Origin of the sequence: Rhodanobacter sp. Root561 (assembly GCF_001427365.1) — a bacterium.
GTDB lineage: Bacteria > Pseudomonadota > Gammaproteobacteria > Xanthomonadales > Rhodanobacteraceae > Rhodanobacter.
Genome location: NZ_LMGH01000015.1, coordinates 247,110 through 264,998, shown reverse-complemented (window position 1 = coordinate 264,998; position 17,889 = coordinate 247,110). Strand labels below are relative to the sequence as shown.

General features: G+C 62.7%; 14 protein-coding genes. All 14 read left to right on the top strand.

Translation table 11 applies throughout. From position 1 onward, the window contains the following. Window positions 1-159: 159 nt before the first annotated feature. The 14 genes from tssB (at window position 160) to ASD55_RS16180 (ending at window position 17,658) form a co-directional block, all read left to right on the top strand. Window positions 160-681 (top strand): type VI secretion system contractile sheath small subunit, encoded by a 522-nt coding sequence (gene tssB, locus ASD55_RS16245; RefSeq protein ID WP_007807831.1) that lies wholly within the window; start codon window positions 160-162, stop codon window positions 679-681. Between the two features lie 6 nt (window positions 682-687). Beyond that, the gene (gene tssC / locus ASD55_RS16240; protein WP_056767764.1) at window positions 688-2,181 is read left to right on the top strand and encodes a type VI secretion system contractile sheath large subunit; all 1,494 of its coding nucleotides are present in this window, start codon (window positions 688-690) and stop codon (window positions 2,179-2,181) included. Between the two features lie 127 nt (window positions 2,182-2,308). Next, on the top strand, window positions 2,309-2,797 hold the full coding sequence (locus ASD55_RS16235) for a type VI secretion system tube protein Hcp (protein WP_040673222.1): 489 nt from the start codon (window positions 2,309-2,311) through the stop codon (window positions 2,795-2,797). Between the two features lie 206 nt (window positions 2,798-3,003). Next, entirely contained in the window at window positions 3,004-3,795 is a 792-nt protein-coding gene (locus ASD55_RS16230) for a type VI secretion system accessory protein TagJ (RefSeq protein WP_056717150.1), read from the top strand. Window positions 3,796-3,811: 16 nt separating this feature from the next. Beyond that, the gene (gene tssE / locus ASD55_RS16225; protein ID WP_056717151.1) at window positions 3,812-4,315 is read left to right on the top strand and encodes a type VI secretion system baseplate subunit TssE; all 504 of its coding nucleotides are present in this window, start codon (window positions 3,812-3,814) and stop codon (window positions 4,313-4,315) included. 6 nt (window positions 4,316-4,321) lie between these two features. Next, complete coding sequence (gene tssF / locus ASD55_RS16220; RefSeq protein WP_056717171.1) at window positions 4,322-6,205, top strand: type VI secretion system baseplate subunit TssF; 1,884 nt, start codon at window positions 4,322-4,324, stop codon at window positions 6,203-6,205. Further along, the gene (gene tssG, locus ASD55_RS16215; RefSeq protein WP_056767761.1) at window positions 6,169-7,191 is read left to right on the top strand and encodes a type VI secretion system baseplate subunit TssG; all 1,023 of its coding nucleotides are present in this window, start codon (window positions 6,169-6,171) and stop codon (window positions 7,189-7,191) included. Before tssF ends, tssG begins: the two co-directional genes overlap by 37 nt. A gap of 118 nt (window positions 7,192-7,309) precedes the next feature. Next, the gene (gene tssH, locus ASD55_RS16210; RefSeq protein ID WP_056717172.1) at window positions 7,310-10,054 is read left to right on the top strand and encodes a type VI secretion system ATPase TssH; all 2,745 of its coding nucleotides are present in this window, start codon (window positions 7,310-7,312) and stop codon (window positions 10,052-10,054) included. Window positions 10,055-10,341: 287 nt separating this feature from the next. Beyond that, window positions 10,342-11,634, top strand: a complete 1,293-nt coding sequence (locus ASD55_RS16205; protein WP_157599038.1) for a hypothetical protein — start codon at window positions 10,342-10,344, stop codon at window positions 11,632-11,634. Between the two features lie 116 nt (window positions 11,635-11,750). Next, on the top strand, window positions 11,751-12,860 hold the full coding sequence (locus tag ASD55_RS16200) for a hypothetical protein (RefSeq protein ID WP_056717154.1): 1,110 nt from the start codon (window positions 11,751-11,753) through the stop codon (window positions 12,858-12,860). 329 nt (window positions 12,861-13,189) lie between these two features. Next, on the top strand, window positions 13,190-13,477 hold the full coding sequence (locus ASD55_RS16195) for a PAAR domain-containing protein (protein WP_056717155.1): 288 nt from the start codon (window positions 13,190-13,192) through the stop codon (window positions 13,475-13,477). A 53-nt stretch (window positions 13,478-13,530) separates the two neighbouring features. After that, window positions 13,531-14,976 (top strand): tetratricopeptide repeat protein, encoded by a 1,446-nt coding sequence (locus tag ASD55_RS16190; protein ID WP_235577853.1) that lies wholly within the window; start codon window positions 13,531-13,533, stop codon window positions 14,974-14,976. Between the two features lie 149 nt (window positions 14,977-15,125). Then, on the top strand, window positions 15,126-17,102 hold the full coding sequence (gene tssI / locus ASD55_RS16185) for a type VI secretion system tip protein TssI/VgrG (protein ID WP_235577852.1): 1,977 nt from the start codon (window positions 15,126-15,128) through the stop codon (window positions 17,100-17,102). A gap of 16 nt (window positions 17,103-17,118) precedes the next feature. Next, window positions 17,119-17,658: a hypothetical protein gene (locus ASD55_RS16180; protein ID WP_056717173.1), complete on the top strand. Its 540-nt coding sequence runs from the start codon at window positions 17,119-17,121 to the stop codon at window positions 17,656-17,658. The last annotated feature ends 231 nt before the right edge of the window (window positions 17,659-17,889 follow it).

The window sequence follows — 17,889 nt, the reverse complement described above, 5'->3', positions numbered from 1 at the left end:
GGCATCAATGCAAATCCCGGCAGTTCTCCATCGCGGTCATTTCGCGCTGCGGGAACGTCGGCCCACCGACGTAGGTTTTTTTGCGGCACGCGCACACAGGTACCGCACCGAATTGATCGTTCCGTTCGAACTGCAAGAGCATTTACCGGGAGACAAGGCATGGCCAAGCAAAGCAGTCAGAAGTTCATCGCGCGCAACCGTGCGCCGCGCGTGCAGATCGAATACGACGTCGAGGTCTACGGCGCGCAGAAGAAGGTCCAGGTTCCGTTCGTGATGGGCGTGATGTCGGATCTCTCCGGTGCGAACGCTGGCGAGCTGCCCTCGATCGAGGACCGCAAGGCGCTGGAGATCGATGTCGACAACTTCGACAACCGGTTGCAGTCGATGAAGCCCAGGGTGACGTTTGCCGTTCCCAACACCCTGACCGGCGAAGGCAATCTCGCGGTCGACATCACATTCGAGAGCATGGATGACTTTTCGCCGGCGGCGGTGGCCCGCAAGGTGGGCGCCGTGGCCAAGCTGCTTGAGGCGCGTACCCAGCTTGCCAACCTCGACACCTACATGGACGGCAAGGCCGGCGCAGAGAACCTGATCGCCCAGGCATTGAAGGACCCGGCGCTGCTGCAGTCGCTGGCTTCAGCGCCGAAGCCGTCCGACGACAACAACAAAGACGGGGAGTAAGCACGCATGGCAACCGAGAAACTAGCCGAACAGGGTGGCGCCACAGAGACTCTGGACGCCGGCGATTTTGCTGCGCTGCTTAACAAGGAATTCAAGCCCAAGAGCGACCGCGCCAAGGAAGAAGTGGAATCGGCCGTCCGTACCCTGGCCGAACAGGTGCTGAGCCGTTCCGACATCGTCTCGGACGACGTTGCGCAGACCATCAACGCCTACATCGCCGAGATCGATCGCAAGCTCAGCGAGCAGATCAACCTGATCATGCACCACGCCGATTTCCAGAAGCTGGAGAGCGCGTGGCGCGGCCTGCATCACCTGGTCAACAACACCGAAACGGATCAGCAGCTGAAGATCCGCGTGTTGAACATCTCCAAGAAGGACCTGGCCAAGACCCTGAAGCGCTACAAGGGCACGGCTTGGGACCAGAGCCCGATCTTCAAGAAGATGTACGAGGAAGAATACGGCCAGCTCGGTGGTGAACCCTACGGCTGCCTGGTGGGTGACTACTATTTCGACCACAGCCCGCCCGACGTCGAGCTGCTGGGCGGTATCGCGCAGGTCGCGGCTGCGGCGCACGCGCCGTTCATTTCCGCGGCGGCATCCACGCTGATGGGGATGGACAGCTGGAACGAACTGGCCAATCCGCGTGATCTGGCCAAGGTGTTTTCCACCCCGGACTACGCCGCGTGGCGTTCGCTGCGCGAGTCGGACGACGCCAAGTACATCGGTCTGACCATGCCGCGCACGCTCGCTCGCCTCCCGTATGGCTCCAGTACCGACCCGGTCGAGGAGTTCAATTTCGAAGAGGACACCAGTGGCGCCGACTCTTCCAAGTACACCTGGCAGAACGCGGCCTACTCGATGGCGGTGAACATCAACCGTTCGTTCAAGGAATATGGCTGGTGCTCGCGCATCCGCGGCATCGAGTCCGGTGGTGCGGTGGAAGGTCTGCCGGCGCACACGTTCCCCACCGACGACGGCGGCGTGGACATGAAGTGCCCGACCGAAATCGCCATCACCGACCGCCGTTCGGCCGAACTGGACAAGATGGGCATGATGCCGCTGGTCCACCGGAAGAACTCGGACATGGCGGCGTTCATCAGCGCGCAGTCGCTGGCCAAACCGGACGAGTACGACGATCCGGACGCGACCGCGAACGCGGCCCTCGGCGCACGTCTGCCGTACATGTTCGCCTGCTGCCGCTTCGCGCATTACCTGAAGTGCATCGTCCGGGACAAGATCGGTTCGTTCAAGGATCGTGATGCGATGGAGCGGTGGCTGGGGTCCTGGATCGGCCAGTACGTCGACGGTGATCCGGCGAACTCCAGCGAGGAAACCAAGGCGCGCAAGCCTCTGTCCGCGGCGGAAGTCATCGTGGAAGAAGTGGAGGGCGCACCGGGTTTCTACACTTCGAAGTTCTTCCTCAAGCCGCATTACCAGCTGGAAGGTTTGACGGTGTCCTTGCGGCTGGTTTCCCGCCTGCCGTCTGCGGCAAAGAGCTGACGCTCCTGCCAGATGTTCGTTTCATGGCTTCATGGCGCAAGTGGTTGCACGCAACATCGCCGGATCGTTGGTGAAGAGTAGAAGGCCAATCCGGTTCAATTGACCAAAACTGACAAGGAGAATTCTCATGGCATTAGACATGCATCTGGAGTTGAAGGGCGGTTCGGTCACCTTTACCGGTGAGTCGAAGCACAAGAAGCACGCTGGCAAGATTCAGCTCCTGGCCTGGTCGTGGGGCATGTCGCAGAGTGGCTCGTTCGGCCATGGCAGCGGCGGCGGCGCCGGCAAGGCCAACGTCCAGGACATCAGCATCACGAAGTATGTGGACAAGAGCTCGACGCAGTTCATGAAGGCCCTGACCACCGGCGCCCATTCCGATTCGGCCATCCTTTATGTGTCCAAGGCCGGCGGCACGCAGGATGACTACCTGAAAGTCACGCTCACCAGCGTGATGGTCACCAGCTACAGCACCGGTGGCTCGGGTGGTGAGGACATGCTGACCGAGAACATCTCGCTGGCGTTTGCCAAGTTCGAAGTCGCCTATTCCACCCAGGACGACAAGGGCAAGGTCAGCGAAGCCGGCACGGTCGCGTACAGCGTCGAAGAAGTCGCTTAAATCACGCGATGCTCCCCGGCTTGCAACACAGCCGGGGTTGAACCCCGGAGCTTCCGCTCTGATCGTCCGCTCGGTGCACGCGCAGGTCTGGTCCAGAACCAGGCCGTGCGTGGTCTTGCGGATCTCGTGCGCGAGCGGCTCCGGGGCCAAGCATGGACAACGGGCCTGTCTGTGGACATGTCCACAGATACGCTTCCGAGAATGACATGACGCCCGAGAGCAAGCTCAAAGATGGTCGGCCTGACGAGGCACTGCAATTGCTCACTGCAGAAGTACGCAACAACCCGGCAGACGCCAAGCGCCGGGTTTTTTTATTCCAGTTGCTGGCCCTGCTCGGACAATGGGAGCGGGCACAGAACCAGTTGAACGTCTGCGGCGAGCTTGATCCGCTCAACGCCATGATGGTGGGCGCGTATTCCGAAGCATTGCGCGGCGAGCTTGTGCGCGCCGAGGTCTTTGCCGGCAAGCGCATGCCGGTGATCATCGGAGAACCGGAACAATGGCTGGCGCTGCTGCTCCAGGCACTCAAGCTGGACGCCGAAGGACAGCATGAGCAGGCCGCCGCCCTGCGTGAACAGGCTTTCGAGCAGGCGCCGGCAGTGGCCGGAAATATCGACGGAAATGCGTTCGAGTGGATCGCCGACGCGGACCCGCGCATCGGCCCCTGTCTGGAGATCATCGTCAACGGTGGTTACTCCTGGGTGCCGTTCTCGCGCCTGAGCGAGCTGAAGTTCGAGGCACCAAGCGATTTGCGCGACAAGATCTGGGTGCCGACCCAGGTCACCTGGAGCAATGGCGGGAAAGCGATCGGTTTCATTCCGGGGCGTTATGCGGGCAGCGAGCTCACTGGGGATCATGACCTCGTGCTCGGCCGCCGTACCGACTGGACCGAGCAAGGTGAAGGACTGCATGTGGGCCTGGGCCAGCGCATGCTGGCCACCGATGCGGCAGAGTATTCGCTCTTCGACGCGCGATTGATCGCGTTCGACGCCGCCTGAGCCGGGATGCATCGCCATGGCTGAATTGACCACCCAGGAACGACTTCAGCCATCGCTGCTCGATCGCCTTACCGACGACGAACCGGGCAAGCTCGAAGAGAGCCGCGAGAAGCGGGTCATTTCGGCCACGCGGCTGCGTGACTGTGTCACGCGGGACATGTCGTGGCTGCTGAACTGCGTGAGCATGGATGCCGACAACGACCTGTCCGAATATCCCGAGGTGGCACGCTCGGTACTCAATTTCGGCATCCCGGACCTGACCGGCATGGCCTTGTCCGGAATCAATCCGGACGTACTGCAGCGCCAGGTCAGGGATGCGATTCTCGCCTTTGAGCCCCGGCTCACGGCCAACACGCTTCGGGTCACGGCCACGGCCATGTCCAAGCGCATGGATCGACAGGCACTGGTCTTCAATATCGACTCGGAAATGTGGGCGCAGCCGATCCCGCTGAATCTCTACCTGAAGACCGAAGTCGATCTGGAAACAGGCAACTTCAAGGTATCGGAAGGCTTCGGCTGATTGACCATGGACCCACGACTGCTGCGGTACTACAACCGGGAACTGCAACACGTCCGCGAGATGGGCGGCGAGTTTGCGCGCGAATACCCGAAGATCGCCGGGCGTCTTGGCCTGGAAGGCTTCGAGTGCGCCGACCCTTATGTCGAGCGTCTGCTCGAGGGTTTCGCCTTCCTCGCCGCGCGCGTGCAGCTCAAGCTGGACGCGCAATACCCGGTGTTCACCCAGCACCTGCTGGAAATGATCTACCCGCATTACCTGGCGCCCGTGCCGTCCATGGCCGTGGTCCAGATGCAACCGGATCTGAAAGAGAGCGGCCTGCTCGCCGGTCATACGGTGGCCCGGCACACGGCGCTGCGCAGTCTTGCCGGCAAGGATGACCGCACGACGTGCGAGTATCGCACTGCGCACGACGTCACCCTGTGGCCGCTGGAACTGATCGAGGCGAAGTATTTCGAGACACCTGCGGCCATCGCCGCGGCGGGGGTGGCCTTGCCCGCAGGCAAGACGGTGCGTGCCGGCCTTCGGCTCAAGCTTCGCGTCACGGCGGGCGCCCAGGCCAACATGCTGGCACTGGACAAGTTGCCGGTCTTCATCGCCGGCGCGGACGAATTGCCCAAGCGTCTTTACGAACAGCTGCTGGGCAATGCGGTCTGTTACATGGTGCGGGCCATGGGGGCCAGCGGCGAGATCAGCCAGACACATGACGCCAGCGCCATTCACCGGCGTGGTTTCGACGATGACGAGGCGCTCATTCCGTACAGTGGCCGGTCCTTCAGCGGCTACCGGCTGTTGCAGGAATACTTTGCCTGTCCCGAGCGCTTCCTGTTCGCCGAATTCACCGGGCTGAAGTCGTTGCTGAGTCGCTCCAGGGGCAACGAGTTCGAGATCGTCGTGCTGTTCGATCGCAGCGTGGCCAGCCTGCACAACGCGATCGACCTCAACAACTTTCGTCTGTTCTGCACGCCCGCCATCAACCTGTTTCCCCGCCGGGCCGATCGCATCCATCTGCAGCAGGGCAAGGCCGAGTACCACATCCTGGCTGATCGCACGCGGCCGATGGATTTCGAGATCCACAGCATCGGCAACGTCGAGGGTTTCGGTGACCGACAGGAACCGGAGCAGCGGTTCCTGCCCTTCTATGGTTGCGACGAACGCACCTGGCACAGCCAGCATTCGGCCTACTACACGATACGCCGCGAGCCGCGGCTGGTGTCCTCGCGACAGAAGCGGCAGGGTGCGCGTTCCAGCTACATCGGCAACGAGATGTTCATCGCGCTGGTTGACTCCAGCGAGGCGCCGTACTCGACCGAGCTGCGCCAGATCGGCATGCAGCTGATGTGCACCAACCGCGACCTGCCGCTGCAGATGCCGGTGGGCAAGTCCAAGACCGACTTCACCCTGGAGACCGGTGCGCCTGTCGAATCCATCCGTTGTGTTGCCGGTCCCACCAAGCCACGTGCGCCGGTGGCCACGGGCGAGACAGCGTGGCGGCTGCTCAGCCATCTGCAACTGAATTACGTATCGCTGTTGGAGAACAACGCCGGCGAAGGCGCCTCGGCCTTGCGCGAGATGCTGACGCTCTATTGCGACGAGTTCGACTCCAGTGCGCTGCGGCAGGTTGAGGGCGTGAAGGCGGTGAGCTCGCAGCCCATCGTGCGGCGTATTCCGGTGCAGGGACCGATCACTTTCGGTCGTGGCCTGGAAATCACGCTTACCTGTGACGATGGTGCCTTCGAAGGCACCGGCGCTTTCCTTCTTGGCGCGGTGATGCAGCAGTTCTTTGCGCGCTACGTGTCCATCAATTCCTTCACTGAAACAGTCCTGCGTACTTTGGAACGCAATGAGGTCGCTCGATGGCCGGCTCGGCTCGGAACACGGCAGACGTTGTAGTGCTGGAGAACGCGCTGCGCGATCGTCCGGAGGACTTCGAGTTTTTCGAAGCGATCCGGCGGCTTGAGTGTGCCCATCCCGAGCGGCCCAGGCTGGGGCATTCGGCCAAGGCCGCAGAGGATTTCGTGCGCCTGTGCCAGACGCCGTCGCTGGCGTTCGCACCCAGGACGGTCGATCGCTACCAGCCGGGCGGTGCTGGCCGTCCGGCGCGCATGCATGGCCTCTTCTTCGGCCTGTTCGGCCCGAATGCGCCGCTGCCGCTGCATCTCACCGAATACGCCATGGACCGCGAGCTGAACTCGCGGGATCGCACATTCTCCGCCTTCGCGGACATCTTCCATCACCGGATGATGAGCCTGTTCTACCGCACCTGGGCCGATTCGCAGCCTACCGTGCATCTGGATAGGCCGGATGAAGACCGGTTCCGCCTGTACATGGGCGCCCTGGTCGGCCTGGCCACGCCCAATCTCGAAGGGCGCGATGCCCTACCGGACCAGTTCAAGCGCTTCTTCGCCGGGCGGTTACTGCAGCAGGCACGCAATGCCGAAGGGCTGAAAGGCCTGCTCGAACGCTTCTTCCGCATCCCGGTGGGGATTGTCGAGTTTGTCGCCGAGTGGATGCGTCTGCCCCCGGAGTCCCACCTGCGCCTTGGTGCCTCGGGCGAGGTGGCGGCGCTGGGACTGACCACGGTCACCGGCCAGTACGTATGGGGCAGTCAGCAGCGATTCCGCCTGCGGTTGGGGCCGCTGAGCCGGGCCGAGTTCAACAATTTCCTGCCGGGGGGCGAGGCGCTGAAGCAGCTCGTGGCCGCGGTGAAGACCTATGTCGGCGAAGAAAAGGCCTGGGACGTGCAACTGGTCCTGAAAAGGGACGAGGTGCCTGCAACCCGGTTGGGACAGGGTGGCCGCATGGGGCTGACGACGTGGATGGGGCAGGTGCACCGGGACGATGACGCCGACCAGGTCGTCCTGAAGCCGGTGGGCTGACCAGACAGGGCGAAGACAGTTCGTTGCACGATCGCGCCGTCCGAACGGCGCGGGCAGATACCAGTTCGACATCGCAAGAAGTTCGCTGAACGACAACTACTGCAAAGGAACGATGATCATGGCCGAAATCAGTCGCGGCGCCCTGTTTGGAAAGCTCAACAAGCTTGCTTTTCGCGGCATCGAAAGCGCTACCGTGTTCTGCAAACTGCGGGGCAATCCCTACGTGGAACTGGTGCACTGGATTCACCAGATCCTGCAACTGCAGGATTCGGACCTGCATCGCATCGTCAAGCAGTTCAACCTCAATCCGTCGAACCTGGCGCGTGACATCACCGATGCGCTGGATCGACTGCCGCGTGGTTCGTCGTCCATCTCTGATCTGTCGAGCAACGTCGAGGAAGCAGTCGAGCGCGCCTGGGTATTCGCCACCCTGATGTTCGGCGAGGCCCAGGTACGCACCGGCTACCTGATCGTCGGCTGCATGCGCACGCGCAACCTGCGCAATGCCCTGGTGAACATCTCGGCCGAATTCGACAAGATCAAGCCCGAGGCCCTGGTCGAAAAATTCGCCGAGGTGGTCGGCGGTTCACCCGAAGACGGCTTGAGCGCCAACGACGGTTTCAAGATGGGTGGGGGATCGGCGCCGGGCGAAGCCAGCGGTGCGATGTCGCCGGCGCAGATGGGCAAGCAGGAAGCGCTGGCGCAGTTCACCATCGACCTCACCGCGCAGGCGCGCGACGGCAAGATGGACCCGATCGTCGGTCGTGACGACGAGATCCGCCAGCTGGTCGACATCCTGATGCGCCGCCGGCAGAACAACCCGATGCTGGTCGGCGAGGCCGGCGTCGGCAAGACCGCGGTGATCGAAGGCTTCGCCATGCGCATCGCCATCGGCGACGTGCCGCCGCCGCTGAAGGACGTGCAACTGCGCGTGCTCGACGTGGGCCTGCTGCAGGCCGGCGCCAGCATGAAGGGCGAGTTCGAGAACCGTCTGAAGCAGGTGATCGAGGAAGTTCAGTCCTCGACCAGGCCGATCATCCTGTTCATCGACGAGGCGCACACCCTGGTCGGCGCCGGCGGCGCGGCCGGTACTGGTGATGCGGCGAACCTGCTCAAGCCCGCGCTGGCACGCGGCAACCTGCGCACGATCGGCGCCACCACCTGGGCCGAGTACAAGAAGCACATCGAGAAGGATCCGGCGCTGACCCGTCGCTTCCAGACCGTGCAGATCGACGAACCCAGCGAAGAAAAGGCGATCCTGATGATGCGCGGCGTCGCCAGCGTGATGGAGAAGCACCACAAGGTGCAGATCCTCGACGAGGCGCTGGAAGCCGCGGTGAAACTGTCACACCGCTACATACCTGCGCGCCAGTTGCCGGACAAGTCGGTCAGCCTGCTCGACACTGCGTGCGCCCGTGTGGCGATCAGCCAGCATGCGGTGCCAGCCGAGGTGGACGACACCCGCAAGCGCATCCAGGCGCTGGAAACCGAGCTGGGCATCATCGCCCGCGAGAAGAACGTCGGCGTGAACGTGACCGCCCGCGAGGACAGCGCCAACGAAAAGCTGGCGACGCAGAAGGCGCGGCTGGAAACGCTGGAGGCGAACTGGGTCAAGGAGAAGGATCTGGTCGACAGGATCCTCGACATCCGTTCGAAGTTGCGTGGTTCTTCCGCGCCGGTCGAAGGCACCGGCAGCGCGCTGGAAGAGTCGGCCAACCAGGTTGCTGACGCCAAGGAAGCGCCCGCTGGCGAAGCGGCCCTTGCCGGTGACGATCGCGCGACCGCGCTGAAGGAACTGCAGGACTTGCAGGTCCAACTGGCCGAACTGCAGGGCGAACATCCGCTGATCCTGGCCTCGGTCGATCAGCAGGCTGTGGGTTCGGTGGTGTCGGACTGGACTGGCATCCCGGTCGGTCGCATGGTCAAGAGCGAACTCGAGACCGTGATGAACCTGGCCAGCCTGATGGGTGCCCGCGTGATCGGCCAGGATCACGCGATGGAGATGATCGCCAAGCGCATCCAGACCTCGCGTGCCGGCCTGGTCGATCCGAACAAGCCGATCGGCGTGTTCATGCTGGCCGGCACCTCCGGCGTCGGCAAGACCGAGACCGCGCTCGCCCTGGCCGAGGCACTGTACGGCGGCGAGCAGAACATCATCACCATCAACATGAGCGAATTCCAGGAAGCGCACACCGTCTCGACCCTCAAGGGCGCGCCCCCCGGCTATGTCGGCTACGGCGAAGGCGGCGTGCTTACCGAGGCGGTGCGGCGCAAGCCGTATTCGGTGGTGCTGCTGGACGAAGTCGAGAAGGCCCACCCCGACGTCCACGAGATCTTCTTCCAGGTCTTCGACAAGGGCGTGATGGAAGACGGTGAAGGCCGCTCGATCGACTTCAAGAACACCCTGATCCTGCTCACCACCAATGCCGGCACCGAGATGATCGCCGGCCTGTGCAAGGACCCCGAGCTGATGCCCGATCACGAGGGCATGGCCAAGGCGTTGCGCGAGCCGCTCCTGAAGATCTTCCCGCCCGCGCTGTTGGGCCGTCTGGTGACGATTCCGTACTACCCGCTCAGTCCCGAGATGCTGGGCAAGATCGTCAAGCTGCAGATCAACCGCATCAAGAAGCGCGTCGAGGCCCGCTACAAGATCCCGTTCGAATACAGCGAAGACGTGGTGAAGCTGGTGGTCGAACGCTGCACCGAGACCGAATCGGGCGGGCGCATGATCGACGCCATCCTGACCAACTCGATGCTGCCGGACATCTCGCGCGCGTTCCTCACCAGGATGATTGCCGGGGAGGACGTGGCGAAGGTGCAGGTGGGGGTGACGGACGGAGAGTTTTCGTACGCTTTCGGGTGACCGTCGGGCAAACGGCAGGTGATTGCCTTCCTGAAAGGACAAAGCGCGAAATCGCTGCAAGTCGACCGGACGTCTTCGCAACGCGCGCTCCCCTTCACGTCAGGGCAGTTGCGTGAGCCCGGAAACTCGGAGGATGACCGTCACCGCGCCCGGCTTGATCTGGCGCGGGCTTGCTGCGGACCTCAGGCGAAGGGATGCGAAGTTGAAGTTCCATTGGTGGGCATGACGTTGCCCATGTGCCGCGGGTACGCACCTCAGGGGGCGGCCAGCGATAACCAGGAATCGATATGACTACGTTCACGGTGTACTGCCACGGTACCGGGTTCAACCGGGTAAAGGCGACGGAAAGCAATGAGCTGGTGGCCTGGTTTCATAACCATACGGACGGCTCGGAGGCGAGGCTGGCAGGGTCGCTGGTTACTCCGGGCAGCTATCTGATCAACGAGGGGCCCGGCTCGGGAATGGTCGGGGGCATCGCGCTTCCCCAGCAGGTCAACCCGATCACGGGCAATCGCATTTCGGGGTCGGGTGGTGGTGGCTCGTTGTTCAGCAAGGCGTTGGGTGGCAAGACCTCCACGTCGAAACTGACGCGCTCGAACAAGGTCGGCAACGCGCTGGGGAATCTCAGCGGACTCGGCTGGGACGAGAACGTGATCCGTACGGTCAACATCATCCAGGACTTGATCTTCGAGCATGGCCAGGCCATCGATCGGGTGAACCTGGCGGGCTGGAGCCGTGGCGCGGTGACGTGCATCCGCATCGCGGCGGCCCTGAACGAGGTGTTCGGCAACGAGCTGGAGTGCAATATTTTCGGGGTCGACCCGGTCGCCGGGTTGAGTGCCGGCAAGACCATCGAGGACACCACACGACTGACCCCCAACGTGGCACGTTACATCGCGATCATTGCGATGCACGAGATGCGCAAGTCATTCAAGCCACAGGACTGGAGTCGCCTGACTGTCGTCGATCCGGGCCGCACCACGGCGGTGATGCTGCCGATGCCGGGCGTGCACAATGCCCAGGTGATCCCGAACGAGCCCGCCTATGCCGCATACATCACGCGGAACCTGGCCTGCGGATTCCTGCGCAGCCTCGGTACCTCGATCGATGGCGTTCCCTACAACTTCCTTTGCTCGGCAGCAGACATGTGCGAGGGGTACGCCCGCCTGGTCATGGGGCTTTCCGAACACAAGAGCTACCAGACCAGCGGGATGAAGAATCGCCTCGTTGGCGGTGGATTGCGACGGCGTTCCGCCGCCAAGCATTCCAGGATGGATCTTTACACCCGCGGCGGCAAGGAAAGCTACTGGATCAACGAACATCACCGGGCCTGTTTCGCGGCCGCCTATCCCGGTGCCTATCAAACGATCTTCGAGGATGTCGGCAACGGCAACCTGCTGCTGTCCAAGGTCGACAGCCGCTTGTTCCAGGCCGTCGGAAGCAGCGCGTTCCTGCGTGATTCGCTGATGAGCAAAGGATTGCTGACGGACGATCCCACGTACACCGTCGAGGTTGGTGGTGGCCGCTATGCGGATCGCCGCGTCAGTGTCTGGCCGGCAACTTTCCCCTTGCACGCATGAAGCGCGGGGTGGGTTCGCTGTGCTCCGGACCAGACAGGTATGGAGATTTTTCTGCTTTTCATTGATGCCCGAGTGCCCGCGATGCGTGCGCTCCCACCCCATTGAAGGATGTCGAAATGGCCATTGAATACCACTCGCTCGGCGGGCAGAAAAAGGTCAACGAGATCGTGATGGCCGGCAGCCACGACGCCGCGATCAATTCGGGCGGCATCCGTGCCCGTACCCAGAGCAAGTCGATCTATCACCAGGCCAAGTGCGGCGTGCGCATTTTCGATATCCGCATTTCGGGTCAGCGAACCGGCCACGGCGGCGCCAAGCTTTCCGCGTTCCACGGCAAGAACACGCCGGAGTTGAAGTCGAAAAACGTGGGCGGAACCACCCGGAACATCGAGGTCACGCGCATGGTGCTCGGCGATTGGGGCATGGACCTGGACGACATCCTCGATGGCGCGTTCCGCTTCGTCGAGAAGTACCAGGACGAATTCCTGATACTCAAGTTCGACAAGTCGGCCAACTACGAGTTGATCCTCGAAGCTTGCCAGAGCAAGTTGAAAACCCGGCTCTACAAGAAGCCGGGCAATCTGGCCAACCATACCCTCGACGAAATGGGCGGCAAGGTGGTCTGCGGGTTCATGCCTGACGGCTTTTCCAAATTGAGCCAGGCGGGCGCGACGATTGCGGATGGTGCGGCACAAGTTGTCAGCCTCTATCCCCATGGCGTGATGCCCGACCATATCAACGGCCTCGTCTATTACGGGAAGGGTGGAACGGATATCGTGCAGCCTCTGGACTATGCATTCAGCTCTCCGGTGAAGGGGAAGTTCCTCCAGAACATCGACAAGCAGAGGCGCATTCTTGGCGACGCCAATACGGCGCATTACTCGCGTGACGTGCTCCGGATGATGTATTGGACGCAGACCGGCATGGTGCGAAGCATCAAGGGCAGGGACAAGAAAGCCTGGACCACGAATGGAAAGCAGCAACTGAAGCAGTTGTGGACGGAAGGTGGCTACAACTACATGAGCAACAGCGTTCCGGAGGCCTTTCCCCTGGATTCGCACGCCACGAATTTCCAGATATACCTGCCGAATTTCATCATGGTCGATTTTGCCGACGAGAACAAAGGACAGACGATCTACGATCTGAATCGGCTGAGTCGGGCCGACATCATTCAGTTGAACAACGGTATCGACAAGCCGGGCAATTCCGTCCAGTTCAACGTGTAAATCAATTCAGGGGCGCTTTCCGCGTCTGGGTGAGTCAGCTTGATTCCTCATCGGACGCGCAGGGATATCGGAAAGCAGAACCGCGAGGGTTTGCCTTCCATCTTGGGGCCATGGGACATGCCATCGAAGCCATTGAGCATGGGCGAGTTCAGAGCCATGGGTGAGCTGGCGCGTGCCCGCCAGCGGCTAGTCGCCAACATGTTCGGCGGCACCGGACTGAAATTCGGTACCAGGAGCAAGTTGTCGGTGGCGAAGGAATTACTGTCAAACGACTAAGGACGCCCGGTACGGCGCATAATTCATCCAATCATTGAGGGAGAGGGAAGCTCATGCCTCCAGCAGCGCGACTTACCGACATGCATGTCTGCCCGATGTTTACCGGACCGGTGCCACACGTGGGCGGTCCCATTTCCGGCCCGGGTGCGCCCACGGTGCTCATTGGGGGATTGCCCGCTGCTCGGGTGACCGACATGGCCGTCTGCGCCGGGCCACCCGACATGATCGCCATGGGCTCGTTCAAGGTGCTCATCGCCAACATGCCGGCGGCCCGCATGGGTGACATGATGGCGCATGGCGGAACCATCGTGCTCGGTTGTTTCACGGTGATCATCAACTGACCGGGGAAAGTCATGGAGACGCCGCGTGCTGCAGTGATCACCGGCCTTGATCGTTGGCGGGCGCCAGAGGGCGGATCGCCATCCCGCGAGCCGGGCGCCAGGCATTTGCCTGGGATGCCGGAGCTCGGCGGGTGAGCCGGTCATCCGCTGGTCGGGTCGGAAGCGGTCGCCGCGGCCCGGATCTGTCGCATCGCGTGATGAAGACGATGCGGCAGGCAATCGAAGCGCATCAGGCAGGCCGTCTCGACGAAGCCGAGGCCGGCTATCGACATGCCCTGCAGATGAAGGCGGGCCAACCCGACGCCTTGCATTTCCTGGGAGTCCTGCGTCACCAGCGCGGCGACAGCGATGACGGCACCCGACTGATCAGGATGGCGCTGCGCGCGGTGCCTGGTCACGCGGAAGCCCACAACAACCTCGGCAACATCCAGAAGGAGTCGGGACATCTCGCCGAAGCAGAAGCCTGCTACCGCCGGGCGCTGGCTTGCGTCCCTCATCATCTCGATGCGCTGGGCAATCTTGCCATCGTACTGGAGGCCCAGCGGCGGCCCACGGAAGCCCTCCGGTTCTATGAAGAGTTGCTGCAACAGGCACCCCGTCTTGGCCGCGCCCACATGCTGATGGGCTTGTTCAAGAGCAGTCATCTGGACGTGATCGAGGACCTGGCCGACGCCGTGGACTGTTTTCGGGAGGCCTGGCACTGCGACCAGACCGATACACGTGCCTTGCAGGAGCTGGGGGTGTCGCTGTACGTGCTGGGCCGGTGCGAGGAGGCGGTTGACGTCTACCGCGACTGGTTGTCGCGCGAGCCGAACCATCCCGTGCCGCGCCACATGCTGGCGTCCTGTGGTGGCGGCACGATGCCTGCCCGCGCGGATGACGCCTACGTACGGGAGATCTTCGACGGGTTTGCGGACAGTTTCGACGAGCAGCTGCTGGACCGCCTCGACTATCGTGCGCCGCAGGTATTGATGGAGCACCTGGTCGGCATGCTGGGCCCGCCCGCCGCCCGCCTGGATGTGCTCGATGCCGGTTGTGGCACCGGGTTGTGCGCGCCGCTGGTTCGCCCGTACGCGCGGCGGCTTCATGGTGTCGACCTGTCCGGCAAGATGATCGACAAGGCGCGCAGCCGCGGCGGCTATGACGCGCTGGAGGTCGCCGAACTGGGCCAGTTCCTGGGCAGCGGCAGCGGGTGCTGGGATCTCGTGCTGTCGGCGGACACCCTGATCTATTTCGGTGATCTGCATGAAGTCGTGCAGGGCACCCATGCATCGCTGCGGCCCGGCGGGGTACTGGCCTTCACGCTCGAAGTGCTGGAGGGTGACGACGATCGCGTCGAGTTGCATCCCAGTGGCCGCTATCAGCACAGCCGGCGTCACGTGCTGCAGGCGCTGGAGGCAGCGGGGTTCGGCGAAGTGCAGATGGCGGCGCACCCGCTGCGCAAGGAGCTTGGCCGGCCCGTGTCCGGCTGGGTGGTTCTGGCTCGTCGCGGCAACTGAAAGCAAAGGGCCTGCCAGACTGTGCGCCGCAGGACGGGCGCTGACGGGATATTCGCCTCTCCCGGGCTGGACGGGAATATGATAAACATTGGGGATTCGCAAGAACGCAATCGCGTGCTCGCTGGGGGAGATGGGAAATGACGAATCGGATGACACTGAAGTCAGACCTCGGTGACAAGCTGCTGCCTGCCAGTCTGTCTGGTGGCGAGCAGCTGGGGAGGCTGTTTTCCTACCAGTTGAAGCTGATCAGCACGGACAGCGAAGTGAAGCTGCTGCCTCTGCTCGGCAGCTCGATGACGGTCACCTTCGAGTCCGAGGGTTACAAGCGCTATTTCAGCGGCATGGTCTCGGAAATTTCGCAGACCGGGTTCGAAAGCTTCAAGGAAGAGCGATTTGCCGAGTACGCGGTGACGCTGGTGCCGAAGGCCTGGCTGCTGATGCACAAGGTCGATTGCCGCATCTACCTCAAGCAATCGGTGCCCGACATCGTCAAGGCGGTGTTGGCCGAATTCGGCTATGGCGACGTGAAGCTGAGCCTGAGCGGCAACTATCCGGCCCGCGACTATTGCGTGCAGTACCGCGAGGATTACTTCAACTTCATCAGTCGGCTGATGGAGCAGGAAGGCATCTACTACTTCTTTCAGCACACCGATGGCGTGCACACCATGGTGCTCGCCGACTCGCTGGGGGCGCATGCCACCACCAGCGGGTACGCACAACTTCCGTATCGTCCGCAGGCCGGCGGAAGCCGCGCGGCGCTGGAGGTCTCGATCACCGACTTTTCATCGGCCCGATCGGTGCAGACGACCAAGTATTCGCTGACCGATTACGACCCGATGAAGCCGAAAACTTCGCTGCTGGGGGAGGAAACGATCAGCAACGCCGACGAAAACCACGCCGTCAACGGACTGGAGTCGTTCGACTTCCCCGGCGATCACGAGACCAGCGACGCGGGCAAGCACTACGCCCAGGTACGTCTCGAATCGATCAACGTGGCGCAGTCGCTGTGCTCGGGCTCGACCAACGCGCCGGGACTGTTGACTGGCGCGCTGTTCAAGCTGACCAAGTTCCCCCGCGCCGAACTGAACCAGGAGTACCTGGTCACCGGATCGACCGTGCACATCGAGAACGCCGCGCGCACCTCCGGTGGGTCGGATGGCGAGCTGTTCTTCTGCAACTTCTCGGTGATCAGCAGCCGCCAGCCGTTCCGCACCATGCAGACGGCGATCAAGCCGATGGTCGTCGGCCTGCAGACCGCCGTGGTGTCGGGAAGCGACAAGGCCGAAGACATCTCGGTGGACAAGTACGGCCGCATCCAGGTGACGTTCCACTGGAACAAGTCGGACAAGAAGAATGCCCACATTTCCTGCCCGGTCAGGGTGGCATCGTCCTGGGCCGGCAAGAACTGGGGCGCCGTGCACATTCCCCGGGTCGGGCAGGAAGTGGTGGTCAGCTTCCTCGAAGGCGACCCGGATCGCCCGCTGGTGATCGGCAGCGTCTACAACGCCGACAACCTGCCGCCTTACGCGCTGCCCGACAACAAGACCCAGAGCGGCGTCAAGAGCCGCAGCCATGAAGGCGGTGGCGCGGACGACTTCAACGAAATCCGCTTCGAGGACAAGAAGGGCAGCGAGGAGCTGTTCCTGCACGCGCAGAAGGACATGCGCGAGGAAGTGGAGAACGATCATTTCGTGCAGATCGACCACGACGAGAAGATCACCATCAAGAACGACCAGACCGAGGACATCACCGGCATTCGCACGGCGACGGTGGGCAAGGACGACAAGCTGGACGTCAAGCAGAACGGCACCACCACGATCGGCCAGAAGTTCAAGCTCGATGCGGGCACGGAGATCGAGCTGGTCACGGGTGCTTCGAGCATCGTCATGAAAAGCGATGGCTCGATCACGATCAAGGGCGTCAACATCACGATCGACGGCAGCATGAAGATCGCCGCCAAGGCTGGCGTCAACATGGACCTCGGTGCAGGCGTATCGCTGAAGGCCCATTCCGACGCGCAGGTCGAAGTGGCCGGCGGCGCCATGACGACGGTCAAGGGCCCGATGCTGATGCTCAAGGGCGAGGCGATGACGCAGATATCCGGCGGCATCATCATGATTGGCTAGGTTGGAGAGCACGTCGATGTCATCTGTCATGCAAGCATCCGTCCAGATGGAATTGTCCGAGCCGGCCAGTGCGCTGCTCACCCCCGACATGACCGCGCAGGCCGCCGTGCAGGCGCTGGTGGCGGCCGGGCAGGTGCAGGATGCGTTGAAACTGCTGGCCCGGATGCTGCCCAAGCGATACGCCGTGGCCTGGCTGTGCCAATGCGCACGCGACCAGGTACTGGACCCGGAAGACAAGGCCGGTGCCTCGCTGGCCGAGAAGTGGGTGCGCGAGCCGAACGAAAGCAATCGGCGCGCCGCCTTCGAGTTCGCCAACGCGGGTGGTTACAAGTCGGCTGGCGCCTGGGTGGCGGCGGCGGCGGGCTGGTCGGGCGGCAGTCTGGCGCCGGCTTCGCAGGAAACCCCGGTGCCCCCGGCCGACCATCTCACGGCCTGCGCCGTCGTGGCGGCGATCAACATGCTGGCTGCCTTGGTGAACGAGAAATTCGAAAGCCGTCGTGCCGCCTTCATCGAGCCGGCGATGAACCTGTTGAACGGGGTCGCCGGCGCCACCTGAGTTGCCGCGGGGCGAGCCAAGGAAAGGGGGTCGAGCCGACATGACCTTGCCCGGCGTGGCGTGGGGCGATACGATTGTGGACGGCAGATTTTTTGTGAGTTGCCGGCTGTAGTGGCCGGTCGCGCGTCGGTTTCCCGGTAGGTGGTTCGCAGTTTCGGGCACTACGGTAGTGCTCGGCTCGGGGCGGGAATGGAAGGTTGGAGGGGCAGGATGCTCGGTCGTGGATGTGGA